Origin of the sequence: Flagellimonas okinawensis, from assembly GCF_029194005.1 — a bacterium.
Lineage (GTDB): Bacteria > Bacteroidota > Bacteroidia > Flavobacteriales > Flavobacteriaceae > Flagellimonas > Flagellimonas okinawensis.
On sequence record NZ_JARFVA010000002.1, the window covers coordinates 255708 to 282112 of the forward strand.

Sequence of the window (26405 nt, forward strand, 5' to 3'; positions counted from 1 at the left end):
GATTTATCCCATAGTGGAAGACAGCAGGCCTTTAAAACTTTTTATCATGAGTACATTGAGAAACAAAGTACAACTTATCGGAAACGTGGGGCAAGACCCCACCATTACAGACCTTGACAAAGGGAAGCGTGTGGCACGGTTCACCATGGCCACCAATGAACATTACAAGAACAACCAAGGGGAACGGGTGACCAATACCGAATGGCACACCGTCATCGGATGGGGGAAGCTTGCCGACATCATCGAAGGCTTCGTGACCAAGGGCAAGGAGATTGCCATCGAAGGGAAATTGACCTCCCGTTCCTATGAGGACAAAGAGAGCAACAAACGCTATGTCACCGAAGTGGTGGCCAGTGAGATCTTATTGTTGGGCGGAAATACTAATGAGGCGTAAAGGTAACGGGTGGCCCTGTCTTTGGATAGGGCCCCCATTCCTTTTTTAACCTGTAATACGAAAAGTATGGAACTCAAAGTCAACGAAATACAGATCAGCTATCGGGAAAAACTCAGCACGCTGACGTCCTTGTCCGTGACCAACTCCAACGCGGTGGCGAAGCTGCTGTTCCAAAATTGGGACAATAAGACCATAGGCTTGCACGAAACTTTTAAAATCGTGCTGCTCAATCAGTCCAACAAGGTAAAGGGCATTTATCCGCTATCCAATGGGGGCATCACAGGCACCTTGGTGGATATGCGCATCCTTTTTGCCATTATCCTAAAGACCCTTTCAGTGGGAATCATCCTTGCACACAACCATCCCTCCGGGCAACTCAAGGCCAGCGAACCCGATAAGCAATTGACCCGAAAGATCAAGGAGGCTGCACAACTTTTCGACGTCAAGGTCTTGGACCATATCATACTTGCACCCGATGGCCGTTACTACAGTTTTGCAGACCATGGACTGATGTGAGGAGCCCATTAATTGAATTGATGGCATGGTGTTGCAAGCTGCCAATAGGAACCAAAACGACCCAATCATTATGATTGGGTTTTTCTATGTTCAAGGCTTTAATTTTCATATATTTAAGTCGTTGTCCAACAACAAATAAAATGTACGGCGATTCTGATTTGACTTTCCCAAAGTCCGTGCGATTCGATTTGACTTTTACATAATTGGCAACTGGCCTTGGCCAGGTTGTTCGAGTTTTTGGTCCCGCACCGCGGGACAAAGGAGAAGCAAGAGGGTAACAGGCTAGCGCCATGTTACACGTTTGCGGTTTTTGTCAAAGCATTGATATATAGATTATTACATAAATTTTTAAAATGATTTTTGGGGAGATGGTCCGCATTTTTCACGGAAAAACGCCGCCAGCCCCCTAAAACCGGCAAATTTTTCACGGAAAAATGGATAGAGGATACGAAAAGGAACGGTTTGAGAGCCTGAGCATCAAAACATCGATCGCCCAAAAATTCAAAAAATTCAGTAAGCGGATGGGAGCTTCCCAATCCATGACCTTGTTATTGATGTTGGATTTTTTTGAGGCCAATGGGATTTCCCCAAAAGAATCCCTGGGTCCCCATATCCATACCTTGGAGAGCTTGATCAAAAAACGGATCAATGCCGTGATGGCAGTGATCAAGGACATCGAAAAGAACCAGACCAAACCCACCGCGGCCATGATGCATGCCCTCTTTGAAGGAGAGGACCCATCCGAAAAGAAACCCCTATTGACGGAACGGAAGCAAACGGCCAAGACCCTCGAATCCGAATTGGAAAACTGGATAAGCAAGAAGGAAGCCCAAAAAAACCAGGAATTTAAAAAATGAACCGCTATGTATATCACCATTACGCCACAACAGACTCAAGGGAATTTCAGCCAAAGTGCGGCCGATTATGTGGCCTATCTCGAAAAGGAAAACGAGTCACTTTCCCCTCCTGAACAGGAACACTTTTTCAATCAATACGGGGATAAGGTCACCGCGGAACAAGTCATTGCAGAAATCGATGGCAATACGAAAAAACTCAGCAAGCACGAGCCCAAGTTCTATGCCATCACCGTCAGTCCAAGCAAGGCGGAGCTGAGGCAGTTGAAGGACCATTCCAAGGACCTGAAAGCTTATACCCGGGAATTGATGAAGGCCTATGCCCAATCTTTCCATCGGGAAATCCATGGACGACCACCGAATATCGATGATATAAAATATTTTGCCAAAGTGGAACACCAGCGCTACTTCAAGGGAACGGATCGAGAAGTCAGGGAGAACCAGCCCATGGCCTCAAAGATTCTGGAGCTCCAACATCAAAAACGCAGGATACAACGAGGGGAGGAGGCAGGTAACTTAAATCTTATCAAAGAAAGGATCGCCCAATTGGAAAAATCCGCTCCCCACAAATTGGAGGGAAAGCGCATAGTCCAGGGGATGGCCAAACCGGGCCATCAGACCCATGTGCACCTTGTTGTCAGTCGTAGGGATGCCAGTAACTCCGTTAGCCTTTCCCCAGGGAGCAAGTACAGGGCGTCGGAAGTCATGCTCCATGGAAAGCTGGTCAAACGGGGCTTTGACCGGGACCAGTTTTATACCCAAGCCGAAAAGGTGTTCGATGCAAACTTTGGCTACCAACGGAATTTTGTGGAACAGTATCATTCCCGGAAACTGATGGTCCAGAACCCAAAACTGTACTATAGTACGATCCTGGGCCTGCCCGCCAATGAAAAGGCGCTGGCCCTAAAGCTGCTGGGCAAATCAGGGGTCCACCTCCCACAGATCCCTACCAATAAAGTACAACTGGCCCTAAGGACCATCAAGGCCCTGAAACGTGGCGTGGAGGTGGCCATCAAATCAGGGTCTATCGGTATCTAAAAAATCACATATGGAAGGAGAATGGAACGCACTTATTACGCTGACAATTTTAGGGGGGCTGGTATCGCTGGCACTTTACCGGTGGATACGGTTTGCCTTGGGAATCGGTTTGCTGTTCATGATATGCTTGGCCATGGGACTACATGTTTTTGCGGGGTTTCCTGGACCGCAGTTGGTTTTGGGGCTTGTATGTCCCCTGCTATTGGTGAATGTGGTGGGCTATGTCTTTGTGGCCAGGGATACCCTTCCCGTCAAACCCACTCCTTTTGTGATCAATATCCCATTGCAAAAGGGAATACTCGTACTGCAGAACATCCGTAGGGGCATCTCCATCATAGGGGCTGCAGGCAGTGGCAAGACGGAAAGTGTGGTCGCACCCCTCTTGGACCACTTTGTCCAAAACGGGTTTTCCGGGGTCATACATGATTACAAGGATTTTGAGCTTACCGAAATCGCCCACCCCTTGATCGATGCGGACAAAGTAGACTTTTACTGTGTCGGTTTTGATCCCATCCATTATCGGGTCAATCCCATCGCTCCCCGGTACATGGATTCGGAGGAAAGTGTCAACGAGCTTTCCCGGGTATTGGTGGAAAACCTTTTGGAGCAGAAGGAATCCGGTGCGACGGGGAGCAACAGGTTTTTTACCGATGCTGTGGAGGGATTGCTGGGCGGCATGATCTGGAAACTGAAATCGGACTATCCAGATTATTGCACCCTGCCCCATTTGATGGCCCTTTACCAATACCTGGATATGGAAAGCCTGGAGGCTTTTTTGAAGGGCAATCATACGGCCAAGGCCATGGCCGATGCCTTTGTCAATGGCATCAAGTCGGAACGCCAGACCGCCGGGGTGCGCAGTACGCTCTCCAATGCCCTGAAGAAAATCTCGACCCAACGGAATTTTTATGTGCTTTCCGCAGATGAAGTACCCCTTGATATCAAGGAGCACAAACGTCCCGTTATCGTATCCGTGGTCAACAATCCCAAATATGAAACGGCCTATAGTCCTGTCATCGCAACCATCATCCATACCTTGACCAAGCAGATGGCCGTACGAAATGCCAGGCCTTCCTTTCTCATGATGGAGGAGGCCTCTACCTTACGGCTATTGAACATGCATCGCATCCCGGCCACGTTGCGGAGTTATGATATCGCCACGGTATATGTGATGCAGGACAAGGTGCAGAACGATATACTTTATGGGGACAAGGCCAGTAGAGCAATCCTGAGCAACCTGTCCTACCAGTTTTTTGGAAAAGTGAACGACCCCGAGACGGCCAAGTACTATGAACGCTTTTTTGAACTCGTGAAGAAACCCACCACCAGTATCAATCGTAGCTATACCATCAACTTTGATACCCGTGTGACCACTGGGGAACGGGAGGTGAGCAAAATACGGGCGGATGTGTTCTTTCGGTTGCAACAGGGGGAATTCATCGCCTTTGCGGATGGGAAGGAAAAAAGGGTGCGGTTCAAAAGGCCCCAACTCCAAAAGGGGTTGCCGGAACACCCCAAGAACATTGATCTGGAAGGGAACTTTTATCGCATCCATGCAGAGATCAGAGACCTGTTCGGGAAATGATCAGCGCAACTTGAGGATAAGATTTCGGCTACCTTGGGCCTCCAATACCTTTACTTGTAGGCGTTGCCCTGTATTCATGGTAAACTTGGGATAGACCACCACAAAACGAACTGAACTACTTGGACCGATTTGTTTGGGCATTTTGAATTCGAATAGGGGCGTGATGGGCAGTTCCTGATAGGAGGCCTTGCGTTTAGGGGTACCCAATACCTTTGACAATTGGAACTGTCCAAGTGCATAGGGAATAGTGGAACGATTCTTCAGTTCATAGACCATATAGACGTGATCATCATGGTATACGCGTTGCATCAGTTTGATCCGGATGCCTTTTCGTTGTTTGTTGTGGTGGGGCGATGATTTCTTGTGCAGCAATTGGGTACATAAAAGTGTAAAGTGTTGTTCTTTGACAGAAGCGGTTTTCTGTATGGAATCTTGTGCTGAAGCCCTATTGATCGAATGTTGAAAAGGGTTTTTCAAGCCTTGGTCCGGATTTATGAAATAATGCAATTGGGGGAGGTGTTCCCTATAGGCGAGGATAAAGGAATAGAGGTTCCCTGTGGTGGTGCGGACCAACAGATTGCTTGTCTGTTTTTTTTCCGCCTGCAGCAATCCCAAGTTTTCCGCTTGCTCCCTATTGAAATTGAAGGCAAAGTTAGGGGAACCGGTCATAGCTGTTTGGATAGGGTCCGTAAAGGATAGGGATACCACTTGGCGGTCATTGACATAGATGGTATCCAAGGTCTGGCATGGGGCATGGATAGAGAAAAAGAGACATAGGATGATGGGGAAAAACGTATAAAATTTCATGGTGTTGCGATTTACTTGTTACTGTTTTGGTTTTAAAAGCAAGCGATGGCCATCCAGGATGGTCACTTTCTGCTTGCGCTGGCTACGTTGGAAAACGCTCTTTAGGCCCCTGACTTGGGGCAGCCCGGCAATATTGATATCCTGTACCATATCGTCCACCACTTCTTGGGTAGCTTCTTCCCGAAGGGAGTTTTCCAGATAGAGGCCAGCAAGACCGTCCTGTAGGTCAAAGGCTTCCCATTGCACAGGAACATGGTCAATTTGGCTGATGGCCAATAAGGTCCTATTGGATCGGAAACGCACGGTGCCGAACAAAACCGTGTACTTGGGGAAATGATGGCCATTGATCGTTGTAGGTTCCACCAATCGTAACCGGATGCGGCTATTTTTCCGCAGGATTTGTTTGCCGTCCACTTCGACCAGAATGCTACTATGGATTTCACCTTTCAGAGCTTTAGGTTGGGAGGCAAAGAACAATTGGTGTTCCAGGGCCAGTTCTTCAGCGCTTATGGAGCTGTCCGGTAGCGGTTCTTTAGTTTGGGTCGGTTGAGGTTCCTGTTCCCCTGTTGGCGTTGTATCCAAAGGTTGCATGGGTTTCCGATGTGGGTTCAAATTGCCTGAGCTGTATACGCTATCAATGATACGCTGTTTCTCGTATTCCATATAATCGGGATTGAAATATCCCTTGTCATCGACCATATGGTCGGGGTAGATTTGGGGAGCGGTGGTCTCGCGCTCCTCTTTGAGGGCATCCAGAGCCTCCATCTTGGATTGGTAGGTCTTTTGGTTTTCCTCCAGATCGGGCATCGGAATGCGGTCCGGTTTCAGTTCCGATTTTTTGTCCTTTCCAAAGGTGAAAACGGAGTAGGCCACAATAAAGAGCACCACGCCCACTAGGACCAACACAAATACGATTTTATTCTGCTGCTTTTTCATTAGCTTCTATTTTACGGAGGGAGTTTTCAAAAAAATCAGTGATCAACAACCCGTGGGGGTTGTGGGGAAAATTACGGGCCACGGGGATGAGCTTGCCCGTGGTGACCAATTCGTAGGTATCCGTAACAGCACCTCGATTGATACGGATGACCGTCTGGGTCTGAAAGGCATAGGGTCCCTTGGTCATATCAATTTTGGAATCGATACGTTCCACCTGTTGGACTAGGGAATATTGCAACAAGCGGTTATAGAAGCCATCGGCTTTCTTCTGGCGGTACAAGGCATCTACGGAGGCATTGCCCAACCAGAGGGCCTTTTCCATGTTTTTCTCATAGCTGTTGGCTTCCACGCCATAGAACCATGTGTGGAATTGTTCCAGATGGGCCAGTGCCTCGACTTCCAAGTTTTCCCGTTGGGCAGTCAGTTGTAGGGGGATGACCGCTCCGTCGGAACTGACCACAAAGGCTTTGTCCAAGCTTTCTTTGTGGATTTTGACCACCAGAAAGACCGAGATGATACAGACCAAGCCCGTCATGATGATTAAGGCCAAAACCACAAATCGGTTCAGCCGTAAAACCTGTTGGATATTTTTAAAAGGTGTTTTCATTTTTAGAAGTGTTTATCCGGTGAACAAGCGTAGCGTAAAACTCGTGGCCTTCCGGTACAGTTTGAATTTGAGCAAAACGATAAATCCGATGGAGCCCAACTGGATGACAGGGGCAAAGAACTCATTGCCCCAATCGGTCCCGAACAGGTTGCCCCAAAAGTTGGTGTTGATCTCGGTATAAAGATTGTTCACAAAGACATTGACCAAGAAAAAGGCAGGTACCAACATATAGACCCCGGCATAGAACTTGAAATAGGTGTAGGCCAAATGGCGGAACTTTTCAAAAACCGATAGACTGATGACAAGTGGGAAAAAGGCCTGCATGATTCCTAATAAGAAATACCGCTCGACCAAGAAGATGGGATAGATAAAAATATCCAACAGCCACAGGATAACACCTATGATAAAGGCCAATAGTTTTAGTCCATACAAGGGAGTAACAAGTGCCTCATAGAGGATGGCCATGGCCTTCTTGGCGGCTTCCAAGGCACCCACATCCCGTTCCAGATCTACGTCCTGCAACTGTAACGGGAGGAGTGCCGGAGCCGTGTCCCGGTATTGGGATTCAATGACGACCAAAATGCCGTCAAAAACCCCCAGTACCTCTGTAGAAAAGATGACCAAGAGCACAATGGCGAAGTTTTTGGCCAGTTCCGTGGGGGTGAGGCCCCAGGTATGCCCATCGGTAGCTGCGATGCCCTCGTTGTATTTCTTCAGAATGTTGACCAAAAAGAACAGTACGGCCAAGGCCTTCATCCCCACGATGGTATATTGTGAAAAATCACTGTCCTTTATCGTCTGAAAGACCGCATCCACATACTCCAATCCGATGCCCAAAAAGAACCCTGCCATCAATATTCGGTTTCACGGTTATTGATAATATCTTGCATCTTCCTGAAGGAAATGATCTCCCGATAGCGTCTGGTCTTGACCTCCAGTTCGGCCACCATTTCCTGGGACTGTACCTTTTTTTCCATCAAGATGTCCGTCCGCTCGGCATCGGTCATTTTCAAAAAGTCGCTGGAAAGGATCTGGTTGACAAAGTCCAGGTCGTCAATGGCCGTATCCATGATCTGTTCAAATGAGCGCGATACTTGTTCCACTTCCCCAGCTTTGATATAGGGGGAATTCAAGATGTCCCTCAAGTCACTTTGCACGGTTCGGAACAGAATCTCATTGTTCTTGGTCAGCTCCTGTAGGGCTTTCAGTTGCCTGATGGCATTGTTGACCTTTACGATGTTGTCCTTCTGTTCCTTTAAAAACTGAACGGTCTTCAAGAGTTCGGAGGTCTGTTTGGCGGACTCAAGCAAAGATTTGGTCAGACTTATAAAGTTGGTGTTGTCATACACCGGCATCCCCTGGCAGGCAGCGCCTGCTGGCAGTAATAGGGTAGTAGTTAGGGCCAATAGCAAGGTCAAGGCTTTTTTCCTGATGGGATGTTGCTTAATTGTTTTCATAGGATTTCTTTTTGAGGTGAATAAATGCTTTGATGGCCTGTTCCATATCCCCGGTCTTTTTAAACAGTTCCATGATCTGGTTGTTTTCAAGTCCATCGGTGAGGTAGGCGGCATAGACTTCCGGCGGCACTTCCAAACGGAAGATGTTGCTCTCCTTTCCGATCTTGATAAAGATCTCGGTGTACTTCCGTTCCCCGGTCAGCTTATTACGGATGGATTTGAGTTGGTTCAGGTCATGGCTGGACAGGTTGAGCCTTTGTTGCAAGGTTTCATAGCCCTTTTCGTTCCGCAGGCTGTAAATGACCTGGGTGTTTTCAAGTATACTGGCCGAAGTGGAATTCTCGGGTAATTGGTTGATGGATTGTAGGATGATGCCAATCGCCCCGTTCTGCTTCCGGATGGCCTGATAATAGAATTCCACGCTTTCCAAAACGTTGGGAAATTTCAACTGCTTGGCAAACTCATCAAAGAGGATGATGCCCCGCTCGGAACGGTTCCGCCAAATGGTCCGTTGTATGGCAGACTTGATGAGCTTGAGCATCACGGAGAGGATTTCCTTGTTGTCCCTGACTTCGTCGAGTTCAAAGATGATGAGCCGTTTGTCCTCGATGGTATAGGTCTGATCTGCCCCAGAATTGAACAGAAAGCTGTAGGGACCATCATCCACGTATTCGGAGAGGATATGTAAAAAGTCATAGGTACTGAAGTGGGCTTCTTTGATCTGTAGTTCTTGGATCAGGGTATCTTTCCGGTCGTCCACAAACTGGTAGAGAGAAGCCAAGGAATGATTCTGTCTGACTTTTTTGTAATAAAGCAGCAACACCTTTTTAATGGCCACCTCTTGGGATTTGGAAGCATTGTTTTGGGCAAGGAGTTCCAAGAGAAAGACAGCAAGGTCTTCCAAACGTTCCGGGGACAGACCTGAATCATCAGAAGTATAAAAGGGATTGATACCCAGATTCTTGCCCTGCTCATAGCGCAGGATGATATGCTGTTCGGGATAGAGCTTGGCAAACTTGGCGTAGGAGCCGCCCAGATCGATAAGGACCAGCCGAACACCCTGCTCAAAGTATTGTCGCAAAATATTGTTGGCAAGAAAAGATTTGCCCTCCCCGGTCGGAGCAAAAATGGCAAAGTTCCGGGCCTTGATGCGTTTCTTTTGTTCGTCCCATACATCTTTCAGTATGGGGATGTTGTGCTGACGGTCATTGAAGAGGATGCCCGTGGCATCCGATTGATAGTTGGTATTGTTGATATAGAGGCAGAGGGCATGCTTCAAATCCGTCACATACAAATCTTCATTGGAGAAGTTGGTGGCATGACAGGGATGGGAATTCAAGAAATAATGTTTGCGTTCCTCCCCATTGGGATTGTAGGGCACGATGTCCAGTTCCTTGAATCTCGCCTTGATCTTGGAGCTTATCCTTTTTAAGTGCTCCTCTTCAGAATGCCAAAAAATGATATTGAGATGGCCCCGGATGATTCGGCTGGAATCATCAGTATTGATTTGGTCAAGGATATGTTGGACCTTTTTGAGGACCACTTTGTTCATGGAACCGAAATTGGAACTTTTGCTGAGCTCCTCCACTTTTTTGTCCAAGAGCTTGCGCCATTTGTATTTGTCATCCAAGTAGAGGATATGATTCACCAAGTGGTTCTCATTAAGGTCAAGACCCAAGCCGTCAATAAAACCTTTGTGAAAGGTGAAATCGTCCGAAGTGAACTTTTCATTGGGTCTGCTGCTCTGGACAGGTCCTCCAAAACAAGTTTCGTTGTTGACCGCTATGGCATCAAAATAATATTCACCGATTTCGATTTGTTTTTTATCCAACAATATATCGGTATCGAAACCTTGATTGAAGCCATTATAGTAGTTGTTCATATGGGTAATAATGTTGGGGGGCTTCATTGGAACCAATGACACGTGCTGGCTGTTATTGATAAAGGAAACGGCATCATTAACGGCAGTGATGAACTCCGCCACTTGTACATCCAATTTTCGATGGAAGCCTTTTTCCGTTTTCCGAAAGGGGTTGACATATTTGGAAGCGTTGAGAGTTTTATCCAAGGGCAGTATAAAGAATAGATAGCTTTGATGGCTCAAGTGCTCCCTTCCCTGAAAATAGTCATGGGTTGCCTTTTCCAAAAAAGTACAGTTAGGCAATTGTTCGGCATCATATCCCACTTTTTGGTAAATGTCCTGCTTATGGATGACCGTGCCTGTAGGTAAGGATTTGAAAGCTTGGAACCATAAACCGTGCAGTTCCTCAAAATCCTGCTCTGAAAGCGAATACACCTCTGGCAGTGCAAGCTCGTAACACAGGACCACATTGCCATTGTTGGCAAAGACCATATGGTTTTGGATATCCAGAATGGGATGATGGGAATTGATGTTGATCTTAGGCATAGAAAAGGGGGCTTAGTTTTTTGTTACTGATGGTATGGGGGAAGACCTTTTGTATAGTAATTAATTGGGGGTTTTTTGCCCACTGTGCCAATGCCCCGAACAATAGGGCATTGAACAACAGCAGGGCTACGATGACACCAAGACTGAAGGAAAAGATGATAACCAATAAGGAGCTAATGACCGATGCCATCATAAGGGCAAACAAGGATATGGGCATTCCCATGATCATGGCCCGCTTGCGGATATTTCGGTAAACCTCGTACTTCTTCATCCTATACCACAATTCCAATGAGATAGGTAAAGATGCCCACAACGGCCCCTGCTATCAGGACAAAGACCAGGACCCGGGTAATCCCTTTTTTCAGGTCTGCATTTTCCCCGAAGAAATGTCCGGCATTAAAGAGGAAGCCCACCAAAAAGATTACCCCTAGGATAATGGGAAAAATAGTCCGGATGGTGTCGGAAATATCATTGACGGAATCCTCAATACCTCCAATCTGTGCAAAGAGGGCATTGGAAACCAGGTTTAATAAGAGGGTTGTAAAAAGTGTTTTTCGCATATCGTAAATGCTTTGGAATTAGACGGTTTTTTGATATGTGAAAAGTACAATAGAGATGTATTCAAATTACTGATATACAGATATTTGAATATAAAATAATGATTGGTCTTGATTGCTTTTAATTGATGGTAATTAATGTCATATTTTATGAGGAAAAGAAATTCCTTGTTAATAACTTAATTCCAGATGAATCAAATAGGAACGTAAAAAGCTGTTTTGGATAAAAGTTTAGCAACTATGCATGGCTTTTCAAATAGGTTCTAAAGTGGAAGTTTATCAAGGTGATCTTCTTCCAAAAGAATATTTTACGCCGCTTTGAAACTATTAAGAATTTCTTTTATCTCTCCTATCTCCATGAAGGGCAGGTTTTTACTCCCCCTACTAAATTTAATTTAACGAGAATGTCTCTTGAAAGTGCTTCATTCTTCATGATTTCAGAATTTTCACCCATGAATTCTAGAATTGCAGTGCGAATGTGTCAATTGCAACCAAATCCTCTTTCGGTGATACCTACAGCTAGGTCAGCTCTACTTAGCAGAATCTCGGTCAGTTCCCATGGGTTGCTGATATTCTCATCATAAGTAAAATACCCCCTAATCTTATAATTGCCTTATGAGATTATGTCAGGTTCTATTCAAAATACTTTCTAAATTACCTTTTATCAATTCAAAGTCCTCATTTTCGATATTTAGCCAGCGTTGAATAAATTGTTTGTGAATTGCGTAAATAGAATCTGCACTACTTTCACCTTGAACTACTTTGCTCACGAAAGCAAATCTTAGTTTCGTATCGCCAATACGGGACAAATCAACAAGTGTCTGTTCTACTGTATCAATATTTGGTGTTACGCCCTTAATCAAATACTCGGCTAATTCTTGACTCCAAACAATATCTTCTGGAGTATGTCTGGGAAGATAAAAAACATTGGTTAAATAGAAATCCAAGTATGATTTTAACAATTCCAATTGTTGATTTTGATTTCCGCCGGTTAGTCCACCATCTACTGAAAATTTGATTTCTTCACCACATTGTTCGCGAATTATAGATTTGAGGTGGTCAATAGTTTGGTCGCTTGTTGAAATACTTCTCCAGTCTAGGTGTGGATTCTCAGGCTTTTGATCTCCATCGAAAAATACATAATCCTTCATATTTTGTTCACGACAATAAACAGTAATGAATTCTTTTTTTATAACCGATTCCCCACCTGGATTAAATTTCACATTGAACAGATTTCTTGTTTCTTCTCCCATTTTATCCAGCACTCCCTCTACAATTTCCTTTGCTAATATGTCCTCAACAACAATATTTTTTCGATTATCGATTGGAAACTCAATATGAAAAAAGGCCTCTTCCGGGATGAGGTTCTCTTTAACCAAAAACCGCCCATTGCTTGGATTCTGGTAAAAAACTTTAATGGATTCCTTTGGAAGACCTTTGACAATGGAAGGAGAATGACTGGTCAAGACAATTTGATGTTTTTTATTTCTTATCTGGTTTAAAAGAAAAACTTTAAGCCTATGTTGAGCTCCAGGGTGTAAAGATACTTCAGGCTCATCTAGTAGAATCAAAGAGTAATTTTCTGCGGCCAGAACTTCCCTAACCAATCTGACCACTGCCATTTCACCGCTCCCTGCAACTGCTTCCGAATATTTAGCAAAATTGGTTTGAAAAAGTACGGAATAGCCCTTGTTTCTGAATAGTTCGTGTAAAACCGAAAGCCCACTTATATATTTCCTCCCAAGAATGAAAGAAATCCACTCCAATTCCAATCCAGATAATTCTTCCATTGGCATGTTTAAAGCCCTTGTACTTGAACTTATGGTAGCTTTGGCGCCAGTAAAGATTTTATTTAGCGATGCTGATTTTCTGCGGAGATATTCCTGTTTGTTTCTAGCCCTACTAAACTTCAGGTTTCCAAAATAAAAGTATTTGTCAAAAGCACTTAATTCGGATCGGAAGTCCAGATACACCACATTCTTAATTACTGGCTTATCACGCTCATTTTTATTAGATCTTGTTGTCATTCCAGCCCATGCCAATGGCCTACTGGTTTCCCAATAGTTAGGGTCATCCTTTCGTTTAATTCTCGCTTTAATTACCTCAAAAGTCTGATTTCCTTTCTGATAAGAGTACCAAAATGAATGTCGTTTACGCTGATCATCATAATAGCTTACTGGGTCAACTTTTGTGTCAAACCAAAATTTATAGGGTGTGTATCTGTCGGGGGCACCGTAGAGAGCATGTAAACAGGAACTTTTACCACATCCGTTTTGACCAATAAAAACGGTTAACGGAAAATCAAATGTAATTCGGGTGTCTATTTCTACATTTCGGTAAAAAGGAAATTGAATAAAGTCGATGTAGTTTTTAAACTGTCCTGAACTCTTTATGGCTTGAATGACTTCTATCAATTCCATGGAATACTAATGCGGTAAATCAATTCCAACTCGGTGACCATATCCAAATGATTCGTTTGCTATTCTTTGAGCGTAGTTTTCCTTTAGAACGATCAAATGCCGAAGTTGAATTTCGACGCCACAGTAGTTGATTTTTAACTGGCTTACATCGTTGGTTGAAATGTAGCTGGTAAAGGGCTTACACTGCCACTTAATGCATTTGGGTTCATTTTCTCGTAAAACAAAAGAATGGAAACCTGTTTCTGCTTCCCGAATAGCCTGAAAACCGTTGAAATTTGCTCCCTTTACGAAGTAGAAATTGTCGTTGATATTATCTTTTGGATGTAAGCAATCACAGGACGGTGTGATACATAAAAAGAACTCATTCGGTTTGTCCGAGTTTACAAACAAGTCCCCAAAACGCAACGTCATATCGTTACGTTCTGTCACTTTGGATGTAGATACATACGCACAGTATTTAATCAGTTCACTAATAAGGTCTTTATGAGTTTCTGCAAGCTGCTTGGGAGGTGGAAACTCAAGCGATTCGAACCTGTGGTTGGCGAATTTTAATATTCTTGGCTGTTCGTTAAGCCTTTGCTGGTACAACTCTCCTATCCAGCTTTTTAGAATAAAATCATAAACTGAACGTAAATCATAATCAGAACCATTGTTTAAGGTCCTATAGTTTTCTAAATGGTAAAAGAATGCTTGCTCATCTGTCTTTGAAAACTGTGTGCCTATCCTGGAAAAAGACTCGCGCAGCCGATCTTTCAATTCGAGAGAAAGAATGTTGAGATAGTTATGTGGATTGCTTACTATCGCCTCTGCGAAAACGGCGAACAAGTTTTCCGGTTTGATTCCGTCTTCCTTGTCTTGTTTATGATATGCAAGAACAATCGTTCCGTTCAAATAAAAAGCATGTTGTGCTGTGCTGATCCGTTCTATTCGGAATGGCGATTTGGTTACTGATTCCTGACACATAGCCATCATTGACAACTCCAATAGTCCATCATCATGTTGGTCAGCAATTGTTCTTACCGCAGCAGACACCTTGGCTTTGATGGCGGCTTCTCCAATTTGCGCTTTTACGGCAAAACTTTGACGAAATATAGTCAAGAGTTTAGACTCGGTTTCTTCTCTATTATTCCAATTGAATAAATACTCGTAAAATGTTTCCGTGTTTTCTTCGAGAAAAATATCCGCTTCAATGGAATCCGGGTCATCGGAAATAGCCGAATAATTTGCTTTGAGGGCAGAAGAAACTTCTTGAAATGCCTCCGTGTTGTAAGGTGAAAACTCACGTACGAGAGCCTTGCTCACCGAATGAAGATCGGCAGTGGAGGTATAAACTACTACAAAGGGAATTTTCTTTGATTGAACAACCTCGTTAAGTATTTTGACAGCATTGTCATAATTGCCGTCTGCATCAAGTTCCCAATCTAAAATTAGAAGATCTTTGTTCGACAACATAACGTCACTGTTCCAAGTCTCTTCAAAGGTCGTGAATCGATATATGTCCAAATCGCATAAACCATCCTCACGGAATGATCTATGAAGCTTTCTTGGTTCATCGACATTTAACCTGGAAGTGTCTTCTTCATAAGCTGCAGCATATCGGTCATCTATGCAAATAGCCGAACGGATGGAGTTGCGGATAACTTCCTTAGCTACATCTGAAAACGAAGGTTGGGCAGTAATATTTGTAGGAGTGTCGGGCATCTAATCTAATTTATTTTGAACCTTCCTTCTTAATGATAAAGCAGGCCCCTTTAAGCTTGTTCACATCTTCCTTGTTTGTTGCAAAAATGTCATAACCGATTGACTGCAGATTCTTCTTTGCTAGATAGAGACCTATTCCACGACCATCCCGCTTTCTGCTAAAAAACAAGGTGAAAATATCGTCTAAGTAGGAATCATCTATTCGTTCCCCTGAATTCATAATTCGAATCTCATCATCAACCAAATCAATTCTAATTGTCCTATTTTCAACCGGTATGAGCCAATAGTTGGCATTATTGATAATGTTTAAAAATATTGGCTTAATGATAGAATCGTAAGTAAAGAACTCATACTCGCGAAATGCATCGCTCACTGAAAAATCAATTCGGTATCTATTAAAATCATTTTTGAAAAAATCTTTTATATAGCTCTCTATTTGTCTGCCAGTTATTACCTCGCGTGTTCTGCGACTGGTTCTATAGAGTGGTTTAAGTAGCTTGTAGTTTCCCTCAAGGTGCTGAAAAGCCGCTTTTAATTGTTTGAATGCTGATTCAATTCCCTTATTTTTTCTGGAATACTGATCAATTTCATGTACGGCATCATTCATTTGCGAGTACATGACATTGAATTGGTGATCAATAATTTCTATTGACATACCCAATTGGGCCAACTCTTCATAGTCACTCAGCTTTTCCTTGAGATTTTGGTTTTGTTTTTCATACCATGCCCGAAGAAAATCATCATCGACATCAATTTGTAGGTTGGAAACGTGATTGATGAACCCACCAATGGAATGTTCAATCTGTGTTTTTTGGTCTTCGGATATGAGGTCAAGCATGTTTATTTTTGAAGATATTGACTCTGTATTGTCATCTGCCAAAATTTTGATTTTTTCAGTTTGATCGATAAAATGGTCAACCTGTGTATTTAGTTCATCTGATAAAAGGTTATTGACCCTATTAAAACTATTCGTACAGATAGCCCTATAGTCGGAGAACAATTTCTCGATGTATTTTATGTGAGATCGAAACTTTTCATTGTATTCCAGTTTGAGGTTCTCTGCATTGATTCTGCTCCGTGTATCTTCCACTAATCTAATGCAGGTTTTTAACCTATCATCAACAAAAGTATATTCTTTTTGAAATTCTATATATTCTCTTTCTTGACTTTTGGTGATTTTAACGGCTTGAGGTTTGGTTAGTCGTAGACCCCTGACCTGTGCTCTCTTATCTTCAAGTTCCGCTACAAGCTTATTATAATTGTTGTAGTTAATTTCCAACTTTTTTGCTTCTTCGGAAAGTTTGTTTGCTAAATCTCCTATTTCATTCTCGAGCTTAACGATAACTGGTTTGTTTTCCTTAAGTTGTTCGAGAAAGGCCTTTTTTGTTTTTGCGTTTTTCTTTTTTGCCGCAGCGTGCTGTCGGTCATATTTCTTTTGTATTTCTTCAATCTGTTCTTGTCGAAAGGAAGGTTGTTCTCCATCAGGTAGTTTACGCATATAGCGTTTCGAGATGTCAATAAATAGCTCAATTAAATCATCCCGAAATTCTCGATAGGCCTTATTCTGGATAAACCCTTCTCTTCCTGCTTTGTCTTTAAGATTTGGATTTTTTTCTCTTTTCAGATTTATATATCCAACAAATCTACGGTGAGCGAAGAAGTAATAACCTGCACCTAGATTACGTCTCTTTTCAAAATCCAAAAAGTCATATTCGGTGCGACCATAGGGCAAAACTCGGAATCCATCCCTATATACATATAAACCTCCAAAGGTTTCTAACTTATTATTCAATGTGCGGAATTGCTCTTGGTTTAGTAACGAACTTTTCTGCTCACCTTCTAGCGAACCCCACTCAATACTAAATGGGCCATAAGAAGTTTTGCCTGGTGGGCGATTGGGTTTGAATGTGTACTTCTCACGACGATTAAAGACTCTTATTTCACCCGTGAAAAAACCGTTTTCATCAAATTCTCCTTTCAGCCAATGGTCTGCATTTCGCATCTCCTCTTGAGTGAAAAATTCATCGATTAAATCGTACTTGCCGGATGCATCATGCAAAAAGAAATGAGTTTCAAAATCCTTTTTTGAATTCTTTAGATCATTGTGCATTCCACTTAGAGAAGCTCTCAAATAGGTTAGGGCGGAATCTTTTTTTAAATCGATTCTATCCTTATTGGATAGTTCAACCAATTGATCGTGGGGGGTGAAAATTAGAAAGGTTGTACCGTGATAATCCTTCTTGGTAAACTCTTGAATGACTTCTTGGTATAAAAAATCTGGGATTTTGAAAGAATTCCAATCTTCCAGCATTTCCTTCCTCAACCACTTTTGTTCCATCCATCGCTTTTCGTCCAAATTCTTCAGGAATTCTGCAACCGCACCCTTTTCGTTTTTCTTGAATTCATCATTGGATGAGAAAGTAAATAGGGGAATGTTAAGATCATCTAAATAGAAATCATAGTTATCAAGCACTCTCCAATCAATGTATAGCGCATTTGCAACCTCACCCTGTTTTTTTGAAAGCATTAATAGTTGATTGCCAAGATAAGAAACGGAGAGGCGGCCAATGCCTTTTTCGCCCATAGGGGTCCTTCGATTAAGGCCAAAATGTGGTTCTATTTTTTCTCCTCGGGCTTTAGAGTCGGTTCCAAGAACAAACCACTTTTCAACGATGTCGGTTTCGGACATACCAAAACCATCATCTGAAATAAGGAAAATAGGACTTTCATTGTCTTTATATGTTTCTAGGAACAAGCGACACACAAGATTTTTCGCGTAAGCATCATAACCATTTTTCCAAAGCTCAGTAATTGCCGTGGGAAGGTCAGCTATTTGTCCTTTTCCTAAAAGCTCTACTGCTCTTGCCTTTGCTCTAAATTTTGCCATTTATTCCAATGTTCGATTAATGATTGGCCAATCGCTTCAGCAAGTTTTGGAGGAACAGCATTACCTATCATGGTCGCAATTGTGCCTTGATTGGAGGAGTGGAATTTATAGTTGAGGGGAAAAGATTGAAGTGTTGCTCCTTCTCGGAGTGAAATTCCTCTATCCTGTTCAGGATGAGTGTAGCGTCCGGTACTTGTATAAACGAATCGTGTTGTTAGTGTTGGTGCTGGTTTTTTCCAAAACATTCTTCCATAGACATCATAATGACCATCATGATTTTTATAGCATTCCAATTGAAGTCTATCATTATTTGCCCATGATAATCTTGAACCACCATCTGTAGGAGTGTTTTGAACTCTTTCTAGATTAATCTTCGAAAGTCGAGCCACTGAATGCTGTCGTGATGACCCATCCTTATGTCCTGCTTCCACTTGTGGGAACAAGTTATAGTCGCCAATTGCGTCTTGAACTGTGACAAGATTTTCCTTTTTTCTAATTTGAAGAGGCAACTTGATTTCTTTATTTAACCGTGAAGCAATTAGAACAAATCTTCTACGGTTCTGCGGAACTCCAAAGTACTTTGCATTAAGGACTTTTTCATCAAAAACATATCCTACTTTCTTAAGTTCTCTCTTAAACTTGGATAGGGGGCTACCTTTTTTCGTTTCTAGCCCAGGTACATTTTCTATAAAAACAAAACCTGGCTTATAGTAAAGCACGAATTCTTTAAAGTCCTCAAGCAAAAGCCTTCCCTCTTTAGATTTAGTTTTATCGGATTTAAGATTTGAATAATATTGACAGGGACTGCATCCAACAAATATAAGGGTGTCATCGTTCCTTTGGATTGGAAGTAATTCTGAAAGCCTCTGTGGAATTAGGGAAAGCCTAGAAACATCTTCATTTAAGAAGACCGTACCATTGTTGTCTTCGTATGTTTCTCTAAATTTAGGGTCAATATCTAATCCACCTAAAACATTAATTCCAATTTTTTGGAATCCGCAAGTGACCCCGCCAGCACCACAAAAGAAATCAACTGCTTTAAGCATTAAATTTTCAAATTAAATACAGACTAAAAATTAACTAATTTACAAAATTATAACTTATGTCCGTTTATCCTTACTTTTTTCATGAAATCCCACCAAATTAAAAAGTTCCCGCATCCTAGACCGTACACGGGTGCCATAGCGTTCCTCAAGCTCCTGGGCATTGAGGTTGGTGGTGGCGTGGGTCTTGCGTTTGTCGTTGATGAAGAGTTCGTGGCGGGAGAGAAGGATTTCGCCCATGACATTGCAGTCTTGTCCGAAATGCCGTCCTGTGGGTTCAACACCTAAATCGTCAAAGCAAAAGAACTGGGAATTTCCATAGTCCTCGATGGTCTTATAGCCGATGTGGTTGAACCCAAAGACTATGTTCCGACACGGGATGACCTCATAAGGGCGTTGGTGGGGGACAATGTGTTTCAACAGTTTCATGAGGCTGGTCTTGCCACAGCCTACGGGTCCTGAGAGAAGGAGGCCCTTATTGATGTCGATACCCATTTGTGTACACCTGTCCTTATCTTGGATAAAGTAGAGGCAGAGCTTGTAGAGAATCTCTCGGTCCTCTCGGTGGATCTTGAACTTTTTGCCGAACAGGAGCTTGCCCTTGGCATCGAGATAGATCAGGGTTTTTTCAAAATCGTAATGGATTTCCCTGCCCTTAAGCGTGCCCAATAGATATTGGACGGCTCCTTCGGTGATGATATGTGGAGCACTGTATTTCACAAGGGTTCGTTGTAGTTTTTGTGGGTCCTTGTCTTTAGGTTGTCCCGAAATGGGACACTGGCCCTCTGTTTGCTTTCGTTTTCCAAACCCTCAAATTCAAAATTTTTGAAATTTTGCGGTTTGTTATTGTTTTTTTGGTTTTCCAAGGTTTGTATATGTTTGTTTATAGGTACCACTGCTTGTCCATTGCTTGTCCCGATATTGGTACGGCTTGGGTCCACCACTTGTCCACCACTTGTCCCAAAATCGAACATCTTGATTCTACTCCCTTTGAAAGGATTGTGGGATGGGGTGTAAACGATATAGTTCCAATGGTGGAGTTCCTTGATGCATCGATGATAGGTAGATTTGGATCCGATCTTGGCACATTGCATAATTTCATCCCGGTTGATAAAGAATTCCGGTTTAAAGTAGTTGGTGTTCCAGAATTGAAACAGGGCCACATAGAGGCTGATATGGGTTGGGTTAAGCCGACTGTCCTTGGAGAATTGCCCAAATACCCCATTGAGATGTTTGATGTAATTGACTTCCTCCAAACCTAGATACGGTTATGAATCTTGTTCTGTTCCAACACCTCCATGATTTCATGGTATTCGTAATAGAGGACCCCGCCGACCTTGGTGTAGGGGAGGGTTCCGTTGATACGAAGGTTCTGCAAGGTGCCGGGGGAAATACCCAGCAATTCCCGGACCTCGTTGGATTTGAGCCATTTTTTGTTCGATTGCTTATATTGGTTTTCCAATAGACCCTTGATGTCCTCCAGTAGTTCAACTTTGAACTCCATCAGGTCTTCCGTGGTAATAATGGTCGCTCCCATAGTTTTTGAGTTTTAAAAAGGGCCACCGCATTTCTGTAATTTCTTTTGATGGCCCTCCCATTGATTTGACTTTCACCCACAAAACTCAAAAATGATTTTGGAAAAACTTCCCAAGGTGGGTCCCACCTTGGGAAAGATTTATGCAACATATAATTTGGTCACAAATGGAGGGATTTGACACATAGCGATCAATTCTACTGCCTTATAGGATAAAAAAATGGGCCCGAATCTGGCCCAAAACCAAAATTCCCAAGGTGGGTACCAACTTGGGAAAACATAAACTCACTCATCCAAGGATTCCATGCGCTGGTTAAGCAGTTCAATGAGCTTGTCCAAAAACCTTGTTTTACTGGTCTTTCGTGACCTTATCTCTATAAAGGTATGGTAGTAATTGCCCAGGTCGATATTGTAAAAATGCTCAAAATGGGAGGCCATTTCCTTAATGTCGACCGTGCCTCCATTGATGGATTCACTGGCATGCAGCGCATATAACAGTTCGATCAGATCAGTCTTGCTCCCGGTCCAGAATAATTTCGAAGGTTTTTCCATAGGTGTAGTTTTTGTAGGTTCGAGGGTATTGTTCAAATCGTCCACTTCCTTTCTCAAGTAGACGATCAGCATATCATAGGCCATAATGGTGGCCACCGTACCATCTTGACAGGTGGAAAACTTATCATCGATCAGAAAATGGAAGGATTCCAAGGGGAGTCGCAGGTCTCGATTTCCGCGGACAAAGTATTGTTCATCCAAAGACATGGCGCCACGTCGATAGTAATTATAGAATTCCAAATTGTCATTGAAGAAAGCCTGTAACTTGTCAATCTGGTTCTGGAGATACTTTATCTGGGCGGCATTGTTTCCACGGGGGCGCTTGCTCTCAATACTGAAGAGCCTGGCGTAATAGATCAGCTTACTAAAGATCTGGGGCTTGACATGCTTGAAAAAGTAGATCTCATCGGCTTGTGTGGCAAAGGTTTTTCCTGTTATCTGCTTTTGCAATTTACGGATACACTTCTCCACAATCGCAATGCCCTTTTCGGCCTTGAACAGAACATCCCCGTTTCCGCTTTCCAAGGTATCCAATTGGCCCTCAAATTCCGATAGCAACTTTTGGTACTTCATGACAATCGACCATTAGTGCTGTCCTTCCATGACCCCGATCATCTCCAGTATGAAGTTGTCACTGGTCTGGAGATAGGCATACTTTTCATGGACCATTGCTCCCAGCTTTCTTTTTTCAAAGGAGGCGGTCATCCCAAAATCTATTTTGGGGATATCCAGTTCAATCGCACGTTCAATGGTCCAGTACAGCAATTGGCGGTAGGTGGAAAAGGTTTCTAATAGGACGTAGTCCATGCCCACAAAGGCTGGCACATAGGCAGCATTCTGATTGGTATAACAAAACATCACCCCGAGGATGGTTTTGGGTTTCCCCTTAGGGGCAAGAACGATAAATTCCCAATGTTCATTATCGTTCATATGTTCAAACAGTTGGTCAGGAAATGAAAAGGTATTGAGGCCCAGGTTCCGTTGTTGTACCTCTCCAAAAAGACGTTTGAACTCCTGTATTTGGAACACATCGGCCTTGGAGATGATTTCGGATTGTACCAATTCAAAAAACGGTTGGATGTCCTTTCGATAATGCCTTCGGTTTCTGGATGACAATTGTTCCATATAGTTTTCCATAGTATCAATCCCTGTTAGATCAACAGTACAGGAATCGGGCATTTGCACCCGGAGAAAACCATGGCCGTACAATGCTTGGTTCCATGATGATTCTGCTTCAAAATCACGCAAAACAGTCATTTTTGCACCCAACTGGTGTTCCATTTTTTCCAAGAGTTCCAATAGATCTTCCCTTGCGGTGTCACTAATTTTATGTGATTTGTCCCAATACAGGTGGTCCCCCTCCGTGAACAGGCAACCCAAGGACAGTACCATGGAGGTCAAATGATAGGGATTTTCTTTCCGTTCTCGTTCCATGGCGGCAGATATTTCTGCCTGGGCGAGCATGTCATCCTTCCAAAGGGAAAGGGTCACAAAGGTTATCAAAACGGGAATACCCTTGGAATCCTTGATGATTACATATCGGAATGACCAATTGTGTTCTTTTTGGGCATTTCCCTGAAAAGCTGCTTCCAAAAATTTTAGCCCCTCCCAATCGTAGACACCTTCTCCACCCATGTACTTGTTCCACATTATTTTATCAACTTGATGAATAGTATCGAAAATTTCGATGGTCAGTTCAGTAGATACCTGCGGTTCGTTTTGGGTCTTATGTTCCAATTTAAAGGCGTGGAAGACCCTTTCGGGATTCGTTTGGGTGTCTTCCAGGGCCAGCGGAAAATGATGTTCCATCGCTTCCACCAACCCTTTGATCTCAGCCTTTTCATTATGTCTGGATATGGTGATGCGAACCCCGGTATTCTTGACCGGCACCGCAGGAAATATGCCCAGATTGACATAATATCCTTTATCCATTAATCGGTTCACAAAATTATAACCCGTCTTGGGCATCCCTGTCCCTATATAGAAGACTGGTGATTCATTCTGGTCGATTAATGGTAGTTCGGTAGCAGACAGGCATGCATTGAAATAAGCAATGCGTTCCCGCAACTCACGTTGTAATTTATAGATTTCAGGGGAAAGATGGATTTGGGCAGAAGCTATGGCGGCAGCCACAGAGGCTGGTTCCAATTGGGCCGAAAAGGTCAGGGGACCACCAAAGGTCTTGATCTTGTCGTACAGTTTGGGGTTGGAACAAGCCAAAACGGCACCACTGGCCCCAAAAGTTTTACTTAATGTACCGAAGAGTAGTACGTTTTCTGGTAGCTCCTTGAGTTGATCGAGTACGTAGCCCGTTCCATTCTTGCCGGTCCAGCTCATCCCATGTACATCATCAAAATAAAAATGAAGTTGTGGGTATTTCTGGGAAAGTGTCATTAATTCCTTCACAGGGGCATAGTCCCCGTACATGGAATAGATGCCATCGGCCATATACCAGATGTGTCGTTTGGAATGTTGGTACTTTTTGATTTTGTCCTCCAACATATCCAAATTATTGTGGCGTATCATTTCGATGGGAACACTGCGGGTCTTGAGCATCTTGGCGGCGTTCTGTACACTCCAATGCACTTGATGGTCCAAAATAATCACATCATTATCATCCACGGCACTGGGGATGACACCCAAATGTCCCAGTGTACTGTTCTTGGTAATGACGATGGGATGCCCGTACATGATACGGATATAGTTCTCCAGTTCTTCGTAAAGTGGGTTGGAGATATAGGACTTGGATAGGGGGAATTGGGTGCCATATTTTTTTATGGCCTCGATGGCAGCAATTTTTAACCTTGTATCCTGCTCCAGTCCGAGGTACCCTGTGGTCCCAAAATGGAACAGATCCATACCATTAACTTTAATTGTCCTGCCAGAAAAGGATTTTCCTCCCGCATATAGATGTAATACCCCAGCCTGTTTGGCATCGGTAAAAACCTCGTGTACGGTGTTCAAAAAATTGTGGTGTTTGATCTTTGCCATATCGTTTGGTTTAAATTGTCCTAAAATGTAATGGCAATTGTCAGATTTACGATAATTAGATATAGATATAATCCTTTTGAGATAACAGATACTCCTTTTTAGATAACTATATAGCAGTTTTAAGATGAGGTGTGACCGTTTCAATTCATCCAATTGCAATATTTTTGTAAATTCCAGTTGCTAACCAGTTTTCTAGAAATGAAAAGAACACATGAAAACAACTATGCGGTTTATCTCCTGACCCATGAGCTAATGCACGTCATTTATAAAAAGGTTCCCCTCATCGACCTTAAGGCAGCACAGTTGATCGTTCAGGATAGGATGTATTTGCAGGAAGGAAAGGAAATGCCCGTGCTCTGTGATATTCGGGATGTGAGGACCATCAATAAGGCGGCCCGGGACTATTTGGCCCGAGAGGGTTCGCTTTGGATCAAGGCCCTGGCCTTTTTGATCGACCCGCCTGTAACAGATGATCTGAGTATCTTTTACATGGACACCAATCCTTCAAAAATTCCTACGGCATCTTTTGTCAGCAAATCAGAAGCCCTGGCCTTTTTGGCAAAACACACCTCCTAACACTAGAAACGAGAGCATATGGAAAATAACGATGACTTTAGGGTAAAACGAATCAAGAAAATGCTTTTGGAAATGGCCAAAGGCAATTTCTTCTATACTCTTGAACCTTCCGATAGGAATGACAACATCGCCTCTTTGGTGGTCATGCTCAATATGGTCAGTGAAGAAATCCGGGCGGCCTTTATCCACCAAGGTTTTGCCAATGCCCACACCACTCCACAATGTATCATTCAACTGTCCCTAATCTTGGATGACCGCGGTCAAATTGAATTGGTCACCAACGGCACCTGCTCCCTATTGTCCTATCTGCCCAAGGACCTTATCGGAAAGCCTATCACTGAATTTATGACCGAAAAGTCCCGGGAAAGATGGACCAAAAAGTTGTCCAAATACCTGAAAAGAGAACGGTCTGAAACGGTCTTGTTCTTGGAGTTCCTGACCAACGAAGGTCTTGTACTTGCAAAGGATTGTCAACTATCGGTTTACCAAGCATTGGATGGGAGCGGTCAAAAAATCCTATTGAATACGGTTTTCTTTTCCAAAGGGGAGCCTTTTGAAACAGGGCTTCCCAAAAAGACACTCAAAGTGACGAAGGGAACCAAGGAACATAAGGTCACCCTGACCCCAAAAGACATCCAGATCATCCGTGGTGTCCATGACGCCATCATCAACAATCTGGACAAGGACCTTCCTTCCTTAAAGGAGTTGGCGCATCAAGAGGGGACCAATGAGTACAAGTTGAAATATGGGTTCAAGCAAGTGTACGGCACGACCATTTTCCGATTTTTGATACAGGAACGTCTTAGAATGGCAAGGACCCTTATCCTTCACAGTACCCATACCATCAAGCAGATCGTTCAAATGACGGGCTTTAAGAGCAAGACCCATTTTTCAAGGGCATTCAAGGATAAATATGGACGTTCCCCAAGCGAATTACGGTCGTAACAGCTTCAAAAACATTGATTTAATCCTTTACAGATAACGATTGCTCCCTTAGGGATAAACCAGTCTCCCGAACTTTGTCATATCAAATCAAACGATATGTCGAATCAAGGAATCCACCAAAAGCTTGTTACACTTTTCAGCCTTTTACTGACCGTACTTTTCGTGTATACAGCGGTAAGCAAACTGATCGAGCTGGACACTTTTCAATGGCGTTTGGAGCGGATGCCCTATGTTGCACCCTATGCTACTTTAATCTCATGGGGGGTGCCCTTTCTGGAGTTGGTCATTGCCGGCCTATTGTGGTTTCGTAGATATCGAACCATGGCATTTTATGCCAGTTTTATTCTTTTGGGGCTGTTCACCATCTATATCATTATAGTTCTTAGGTACAGCGACTCCATCCCCTGTTCTTGTGGCGGGGTCATATCGGCCTTGGGATGGAAGGACCATATCCTATTGAATATCACTTTTATGGTCTTTGCCTTATTGGGGATCCTGTGGTCGAAGAAACAATACAACATGCAATCACATCAAAATACTACGTAGTCACAGGGGAAGCCGAAAACCTAGAAAAGAGTAGGCATTAATATTTAATACG

Annotated in this window: 25 protein-coding genes; 8 read left to right on the plus strand and 17 right to left on the minus strand. The window is 43.2% G+C overall.

The window, feature by feature from the left end:
* The first annotated feature begins 46 nt into the window (after nucleotides 1-46).
* The 5 genes from PY091_RS06980 (at nucleotide 47) to PY091_RS07000 (ending at nucleotide 4387) form a co-directional block, all read left to right on the plus strand.
* A complete protein-coding gene (locus PY091_RS06980) occupies nucleotides 47-394 on the plus strand; it encodes a single-stranded DNA-binding protein (RefSeq protein ID WP_275648989.1) in 348 nt (115 codons plus the stop codon).
* Nucleotides 395-460: 66 nt separating this feature from the next.
* Nucleotides 461-910, plus strand: coding sequence for a JAB domain-containing protein (locus PY091_RS06985; protein ID WP_275648990.1), 450 nt, complete (start codon nucleotides 461-463; stop codon nucleotides 908-910).
* A gap of 434 nt (nucleotides 911-1344) precedes the next feature.
* A complete protein-coding gene (locus PY091_RS06990; RefSeq protein ID WP_275648991.1) occupies nucleotides 1345-1767 on the plus strand; it encodes a BfmA/BtgA family mobilization protein in 423 nt (140 codons plus the stop codon).
* Between the two features lie 6 nt (nucleotides 1768-1773).
* A complete protein-coding gene (gene mobB, locus PY091_RS06995; RefSeq protein ID WP_275648992.1) occupies nucleotides 1774-2802 on the plus strand; it encodes a MobB family relaxase in 1029 nt (342 codons plus the stop codon).
* Between the two features lie 10 nt (nucleotides 2803-2812).
* Entirely contained in the window at nucleotides 2813-4387 is a 1575-nt protein-coding gene (locus PY091_RS07000; protein ID WP_275648993.1) for a type IV secretory system conjugative DNA transfer family protein, read from the plus strand.
* Here PY091_RS07000 and PY091_RS07005 read toward each other — a convergent pair whose 3' ends face one another.
* The 17 genes from PY091_RS07005 to PY091_RS07085 all read right to left on the minus strand — a co-directional run bounded on the left by PY091_RS07005 (nucleotide 4388) and on the right by PY091_RS07085 (nucleotide 24286).
* Nucleotides 4388-5194, minus strand: coding sequence for a DUF4138 domain-containing protein (locus PY091_RS07005; RefSeq protein WP_275648994.1), 807 nt, complete (start codon nucleotides 5192-5194; stop codon nucleotides 4388-4390).
* 18 nt (nucleotides 5195-5212) lie between these two features.
* On the minus strand, nucleotides 5213-6130 hold the full coding sequence (gene traM / locus PY091_RS07010; protein WP_275648995.1) for a conjugative transposon protein TraM: 918 nt from the start codon (nucleotides 6128-6130) through the stop codon (nucleotides 5213-5215).
* On the minus strand, nucleotides 6111-6737 hold the full coding sequence (locus tag PY091_RS07015; protein WP_275648996.1) for a conjugal transfer protein TraK: 627 nt from the start codon (nucleotides 6735-6737) through the stop codon (nucleotides 6111-6113). Before PY091_RS07015 ends, traM begins: the two co-directional genes overlap by 20 nt.
* A 12-nt stretch (nucleotides 6738-6749) precedes the next feature.
* The gene (locus PY091_RS07020; protein WP_275648997.1) at nucleotides 6750-7589 is read right to left on the minus strand and encodes a hypothetical protein; all 840 of its coding nucleotides are present in this window, start codon (nucleotides 7587-7589) and stop codon (nucleotides 6750-6752) included.
* Entirely contained in the window at nucleotides 7589-8194 is a 606-nt protein-coding gene (locus PY091_RS07025; protein ID WP_275648998.1) for a conjugal transfer protein, read from the minus strand. Before PY091_RS07025 ends, PY091_RS07020 begins: the two co-directional genes overlap by 1 nt.
* Nucleotides 8181-10601 carry a TraG family conjugative transposon ATPase gene (locus PY091_RS07030; RefSeq protein WP_275648999.1) on the minus strand — a complete coding sequence of 807 codons (2421 nt, stop codon included), beginning with the start codon at nucleotides 10599-10601 and terminating at the stop codon, nucleotides 8181-8183. The genes PY091_RS07025 and PY091_RS07030 overlap by 14 nt, the downstream gene beginning before the upstream one ends.
* Nucleotides 10594-10872, minus strand: coding sequence for a hypothetical protein (locus PY091_RS07035; RefSeq protein WP_275649000.1), 279 nt, complete (start codon nucleotides 10870-10872; stop codon nucleotides 10594-10596). Before PY091_RS07035 ends, PY091_RS07030 begins: the two co-directional genes overlap by 8 nt.
* 1 nt (nucleotide 10873) lies before the next feature.
* On the minus strand, nucleotides 10874-11161 hold the full coding sequence (locus PY091_RS07040) for a hypothetical protein (RefSeq protein WP_275649001.1): 288 nt from the start codon (nucleotides 11159-11161) through the stop codon (nucleotides 10874-10876).
* A gap of 623 nt (nucleotides 11162-11784) precedes the next feature.
* Nucleotides 11785-13578 carry an ATP-dependent nuclease gene (locus PY091_RS07045; RefSeq protein ID WP_275649002.1) on the minus strand — a complete coding sequence of 598 codons (1794 nt, stop codon included), beginning with the start codon at nucleotides 13576-13578 and terminating at the stop codon, nucleotides 11785-11787.
* Between the two features lie 6 nt (nucleotides 13579-13584).
* Entirely contained in the window at nucleotides 13585-15279 is a 1695-nt protein-coding gene (locus tag PY091_RS07050) for a response regulator receiver domain (protein ID WP_275649003.1), read from the minus strand.
* Nucleotides 15280-15289: 10 nt separating this feature from the next.
* Nucleotides 15290-18166 carry an ATP-binding protein gene (locus PY091_RS07055; protein ID WP_275649004.1) on the minus strand — a complete coding sequence of 959 codons (2877 nt, stop codon included), beginning with the start codon at nucleotides 18164-18166 and terminating at the stop codon, nucleotides 15290-15292.
* Nucleotides 18133-19212: a DNA cytosine methyltransferase gene (locus tag PY091_RS07060; protein ID WP_275649005.1), complete on the minus strand. Its 1080-nt coding sequence runs from the start codon at nucleotides 19210-19212 to the stop codon at nucleotides 18133-18135. The genes PY091_RS07055 and PY091_RS07060 overlap by 34 nt, the downstream gene beginning before the upstream one ends.
* Nucleotides 19213-19266: 54 nt before the next feature.
* Nucleotides 19267-19929 carry a P-loop NTPase family protein gene (locus PY091_RS07065; RefSeq protein ID WP_275649006.1) on the minus strand — a complete coding sequence of 221 codons (663 nt, stop codon included), beginning with the start codon at nucleotides 19927-19929 and terminating at the stop codon, nucleotides 19267-19269.
* The gene (locus PY091_RS07070) at nucleotides 19926-20465 is read right to left on the minus strand and encodes a hypothetical protein (protein ID WP_275649007.1); all 540 of its coding nucleotides are present in this window, start codon (nucleotides 20463-20465) and stop codon (nucleotides 19926-19928) included. The genes PY091_RS07065 and PY091_RS07070 overlap by 4 nt, the downstream gene beginning before the upstream one ends.
* Before the next feature lie 2 nt (nucleotides 20466-20467).
* On the minus strand, nucleotides 20468-20746 hold the full coding sequence (locus PY091_RS07075; protein ID WP_275649008.1) for a helix-turn-helix domain-containing protein: 279 nt from the start codon (nucleotides 20744-20746) through the stop codon (nucleotides 20468-20470).
* Between the two features lie 282 nt (nucleotides 20747-21028).
* Nucleotides 21029-21868, minus strand: a complete 840-nt coding sequence (locus tag PY091_RS07080; protein WP_275649009.1) for an RteC domain-containing protein — start codon at nucleotides 21866-21868, stop codon at nucleotides 21029-21031.
* A 12-nt stretch (nucleotides 21869-21880) separates the two neighbouring features.
* A complete protein-coding gene (locus PY091_RS07085) occupies nucleotides 21881-24286 on the minus strand; it encodes an aminotransferase class I/II-fold pyridoxal phosphate-dependent enzyme (RefSeq protein WP_275649010.1) in 2406 nt (801 codons plus the stop codon).
* 198 nt (nucleotides 24287-24484) lie between these two features.
* On the opposite strand from PY091_RS07085, the gene PY091_RS07090 reads away from it, so the two are divergent.
* The 3 genes from PY091_RS07090 to PY091_RS07100 all read left to right on the plus strand — a co-directional run bounded on the left by PY091_RS07090 (nucleotide 24485) and on the right by PY091_RS07100 (nucleotide 26353).
* Nucleotides 24485-24862: a DUF7793 family protein gene (locus PY091_RS07090; protein WP_275649011.1), complete on the plus strand. Its 378-nt coding sequence runs from the start codon at nucleotides 24485-24487 to the stop codon at nucleotides 24860-24862.
* Between the two features lie 18 nt (nucleotides 24863-24880).
* On the plus strand, nucleotides 24881-25807 hold the full coding sequence (locus PY091_RS07095) for a helix-turn-helix domain-containing protein (RefSeq protein WP_275649012.1): 927 nt from the start codon (nucleotides 24881-24883) through the stop codon (nucleotides 25805-25807).
* A 96-nt stretch (nucleotides 25808-25903) separates the two neighbouring features.
* Nucleotides 25904-26353 carry a MauE/DoxX family redox-associated membrane protein gene (locus PY091_RS07100; RefSeq protein WP_275649013.1) on the plus strand — a complete coding sequence of 150 codons (450 nt, stop codon included), beginning with the start codon at nucleotides 25904-25906 and terminating at the stop codon, nucleotides 26351-26353.
* The last annotated feature ends 52 nt before the right edge of the window (nucleotides 26354-26405 follow it).

Bases quoted from the DNA above. Each gene is read 5' to 3' on its own strand.
- PY091_RS06980 (WP_275648989.1), top strand. From the start codon at position 47: ATGAGTACATTGAGAAACAAAGTACAACTTATCGGAAACGTGGGGCAA.
- PY091_RS06985 (WP_275648990.1), top strand. From the start codon at position 461: ATGGAACTCAAAGTCAACGAAATACAGATCAGCTATCGGGAAAAACTC.
- PY091_RS06990 (WP_275648991.1), top strand. From the start codon at position 1,345: ATGGATAGAGGATACGAAAAGGAACGGTTTGAGAGCCTGAGCATCAAA.
- mobB (WP_275648992.1), top strand. From the start codon at position 1,774: ATGTATATCACCATTACGCCACAACAGACTCAAGGGAATTTCAGCCAA.
- PY091_RS07000 (WP_275648993.1), top strand. From the start codon at position 2,813: ATGGAAGGAGAATGGAACGCACTTATTACGCTGACAATTTTAGGGGGG.
- PY091_RS07005 (WP_275648994.1), bottom strand. From the start codon at position 5,194: ATGAAATTTTATACGTTTTTCCCCATCATCCTATGTCTCTTTTTCTCT.
- traM (WP_275648995.1), bottom strand. From the start codon at position 6,130: ATGAAAAAGCAGCAGAATAAAATCGTATTTGTGTTGGTCCTAGTGGGC.
- PY091_RS07015 (WP_275648996.1), bottom strand. From the start codon at position 6,737: ATGAAAACACCTTTTAAAAATATCCAACAGGTTTTACGGCTGAACCGA.
- PY091_RS07020 (WP_275648997.1), bottom strand. From the start codon at position 7,589: ATGGCAGGGTTCTTTTTGGGCATCGGATTGGAGTATGTGGATGCGGTC.
- PY091_RS07025 (WP_275648998.1), bottom strand. From the start codon at position 8,194: ATGAAAACAATTAAGCAACATCCCATCAGGAAAAAAGCCTTGACCTTG.
- PY091_RS07030 (WP_275648999.1), bottom strand. From the start codon at position 10,601: ATGCCTAAGATCAACATCAATTCCCATCATCCCATTCTGGATATCCAA.
- PY091_RS07035 (WP_275649000.1), bottom strand. From the start codon at position 10,872: ATGAAGAAGTACGAGGTTTACCGAAATATCCGCAAGCGGGCCATGATC.
- PY091_RS07040 (WP_275649001.1), bottom strand. From the start codon at position 11,161: ATGCGAAAAACACTTTTTACAACCCTCTTATTAAACCTGGTTTCCAAT.
- PY091_RS07045 (WP_275649002.1), bottom strand. From the start codon at position 13,578: ATGGAATTGATAGAAGTCATTCAAGCCATAAAGAGTTCAGGACAGTTT.
- PY091_RS07050 (WP_275649003.1), bottom strand. From the start codon at position 15,279: ATGCCCGACACTCCTACAAATATTACTGCCCAACCTTCGTTTTCAGAT.
- PY091_RS07055 (WP_275649004.1), bottom strand. From the start codon at position 18,166: ATGGCAAAATTTAGAGCAAAGGCAAGAGCAGTAGAGCTTTTAGGAAAA.
- PY091_RS07060 (WP_275649005.1), bottom strand. From the start codon at position 19,212: ATGCTTAAAGCAGTTGATTTCTTTTGTGGTGCTGGCGGGGTCACTTGC.
- PY091_RS07075 (WP_275649008.1), bottom strand. From the start codon at position 20,746: ATGGGAGCGACCATTATTACCACGGAAGACCTGATGGAGTTCAAAGTT.
- PY091_RS07080 (WP_275649009.1), bottom strand. From the start codon at position 21,868: ATGAAGTACCAAAAGTTGCTATCGGAATTTGAGGGCCAATTGGATACC.
- PY091_RS07085 (WP_275649010.1), bottom strand. From the start codon at position 24,286: ATGGCAAAGATCAAACACCACAATTTTTTGAACACCGTACACGAGGTT.
- PY091_RS07090 (WP_275649011.1), top strand. From the start codon at position 24,485: ATGAAAAGAACACATGAAAACAACTATGCGGTTTATCTCCTGACCCAT.
- PY091_RS07095 (WP_275649012.1), top strand. From the start codon at position 24,881: ATGGAAAATAACGATGACTTTAGGGTAAAACGAATCAAGAAAATGCTT.
- PY091_RS07100 (WP_275649013.1), top strand. From the start codon at position 25,904: ATGTCGAATCAAGGAATCCACCAAAAGCTTGTTACACTTTTCAGCCTT.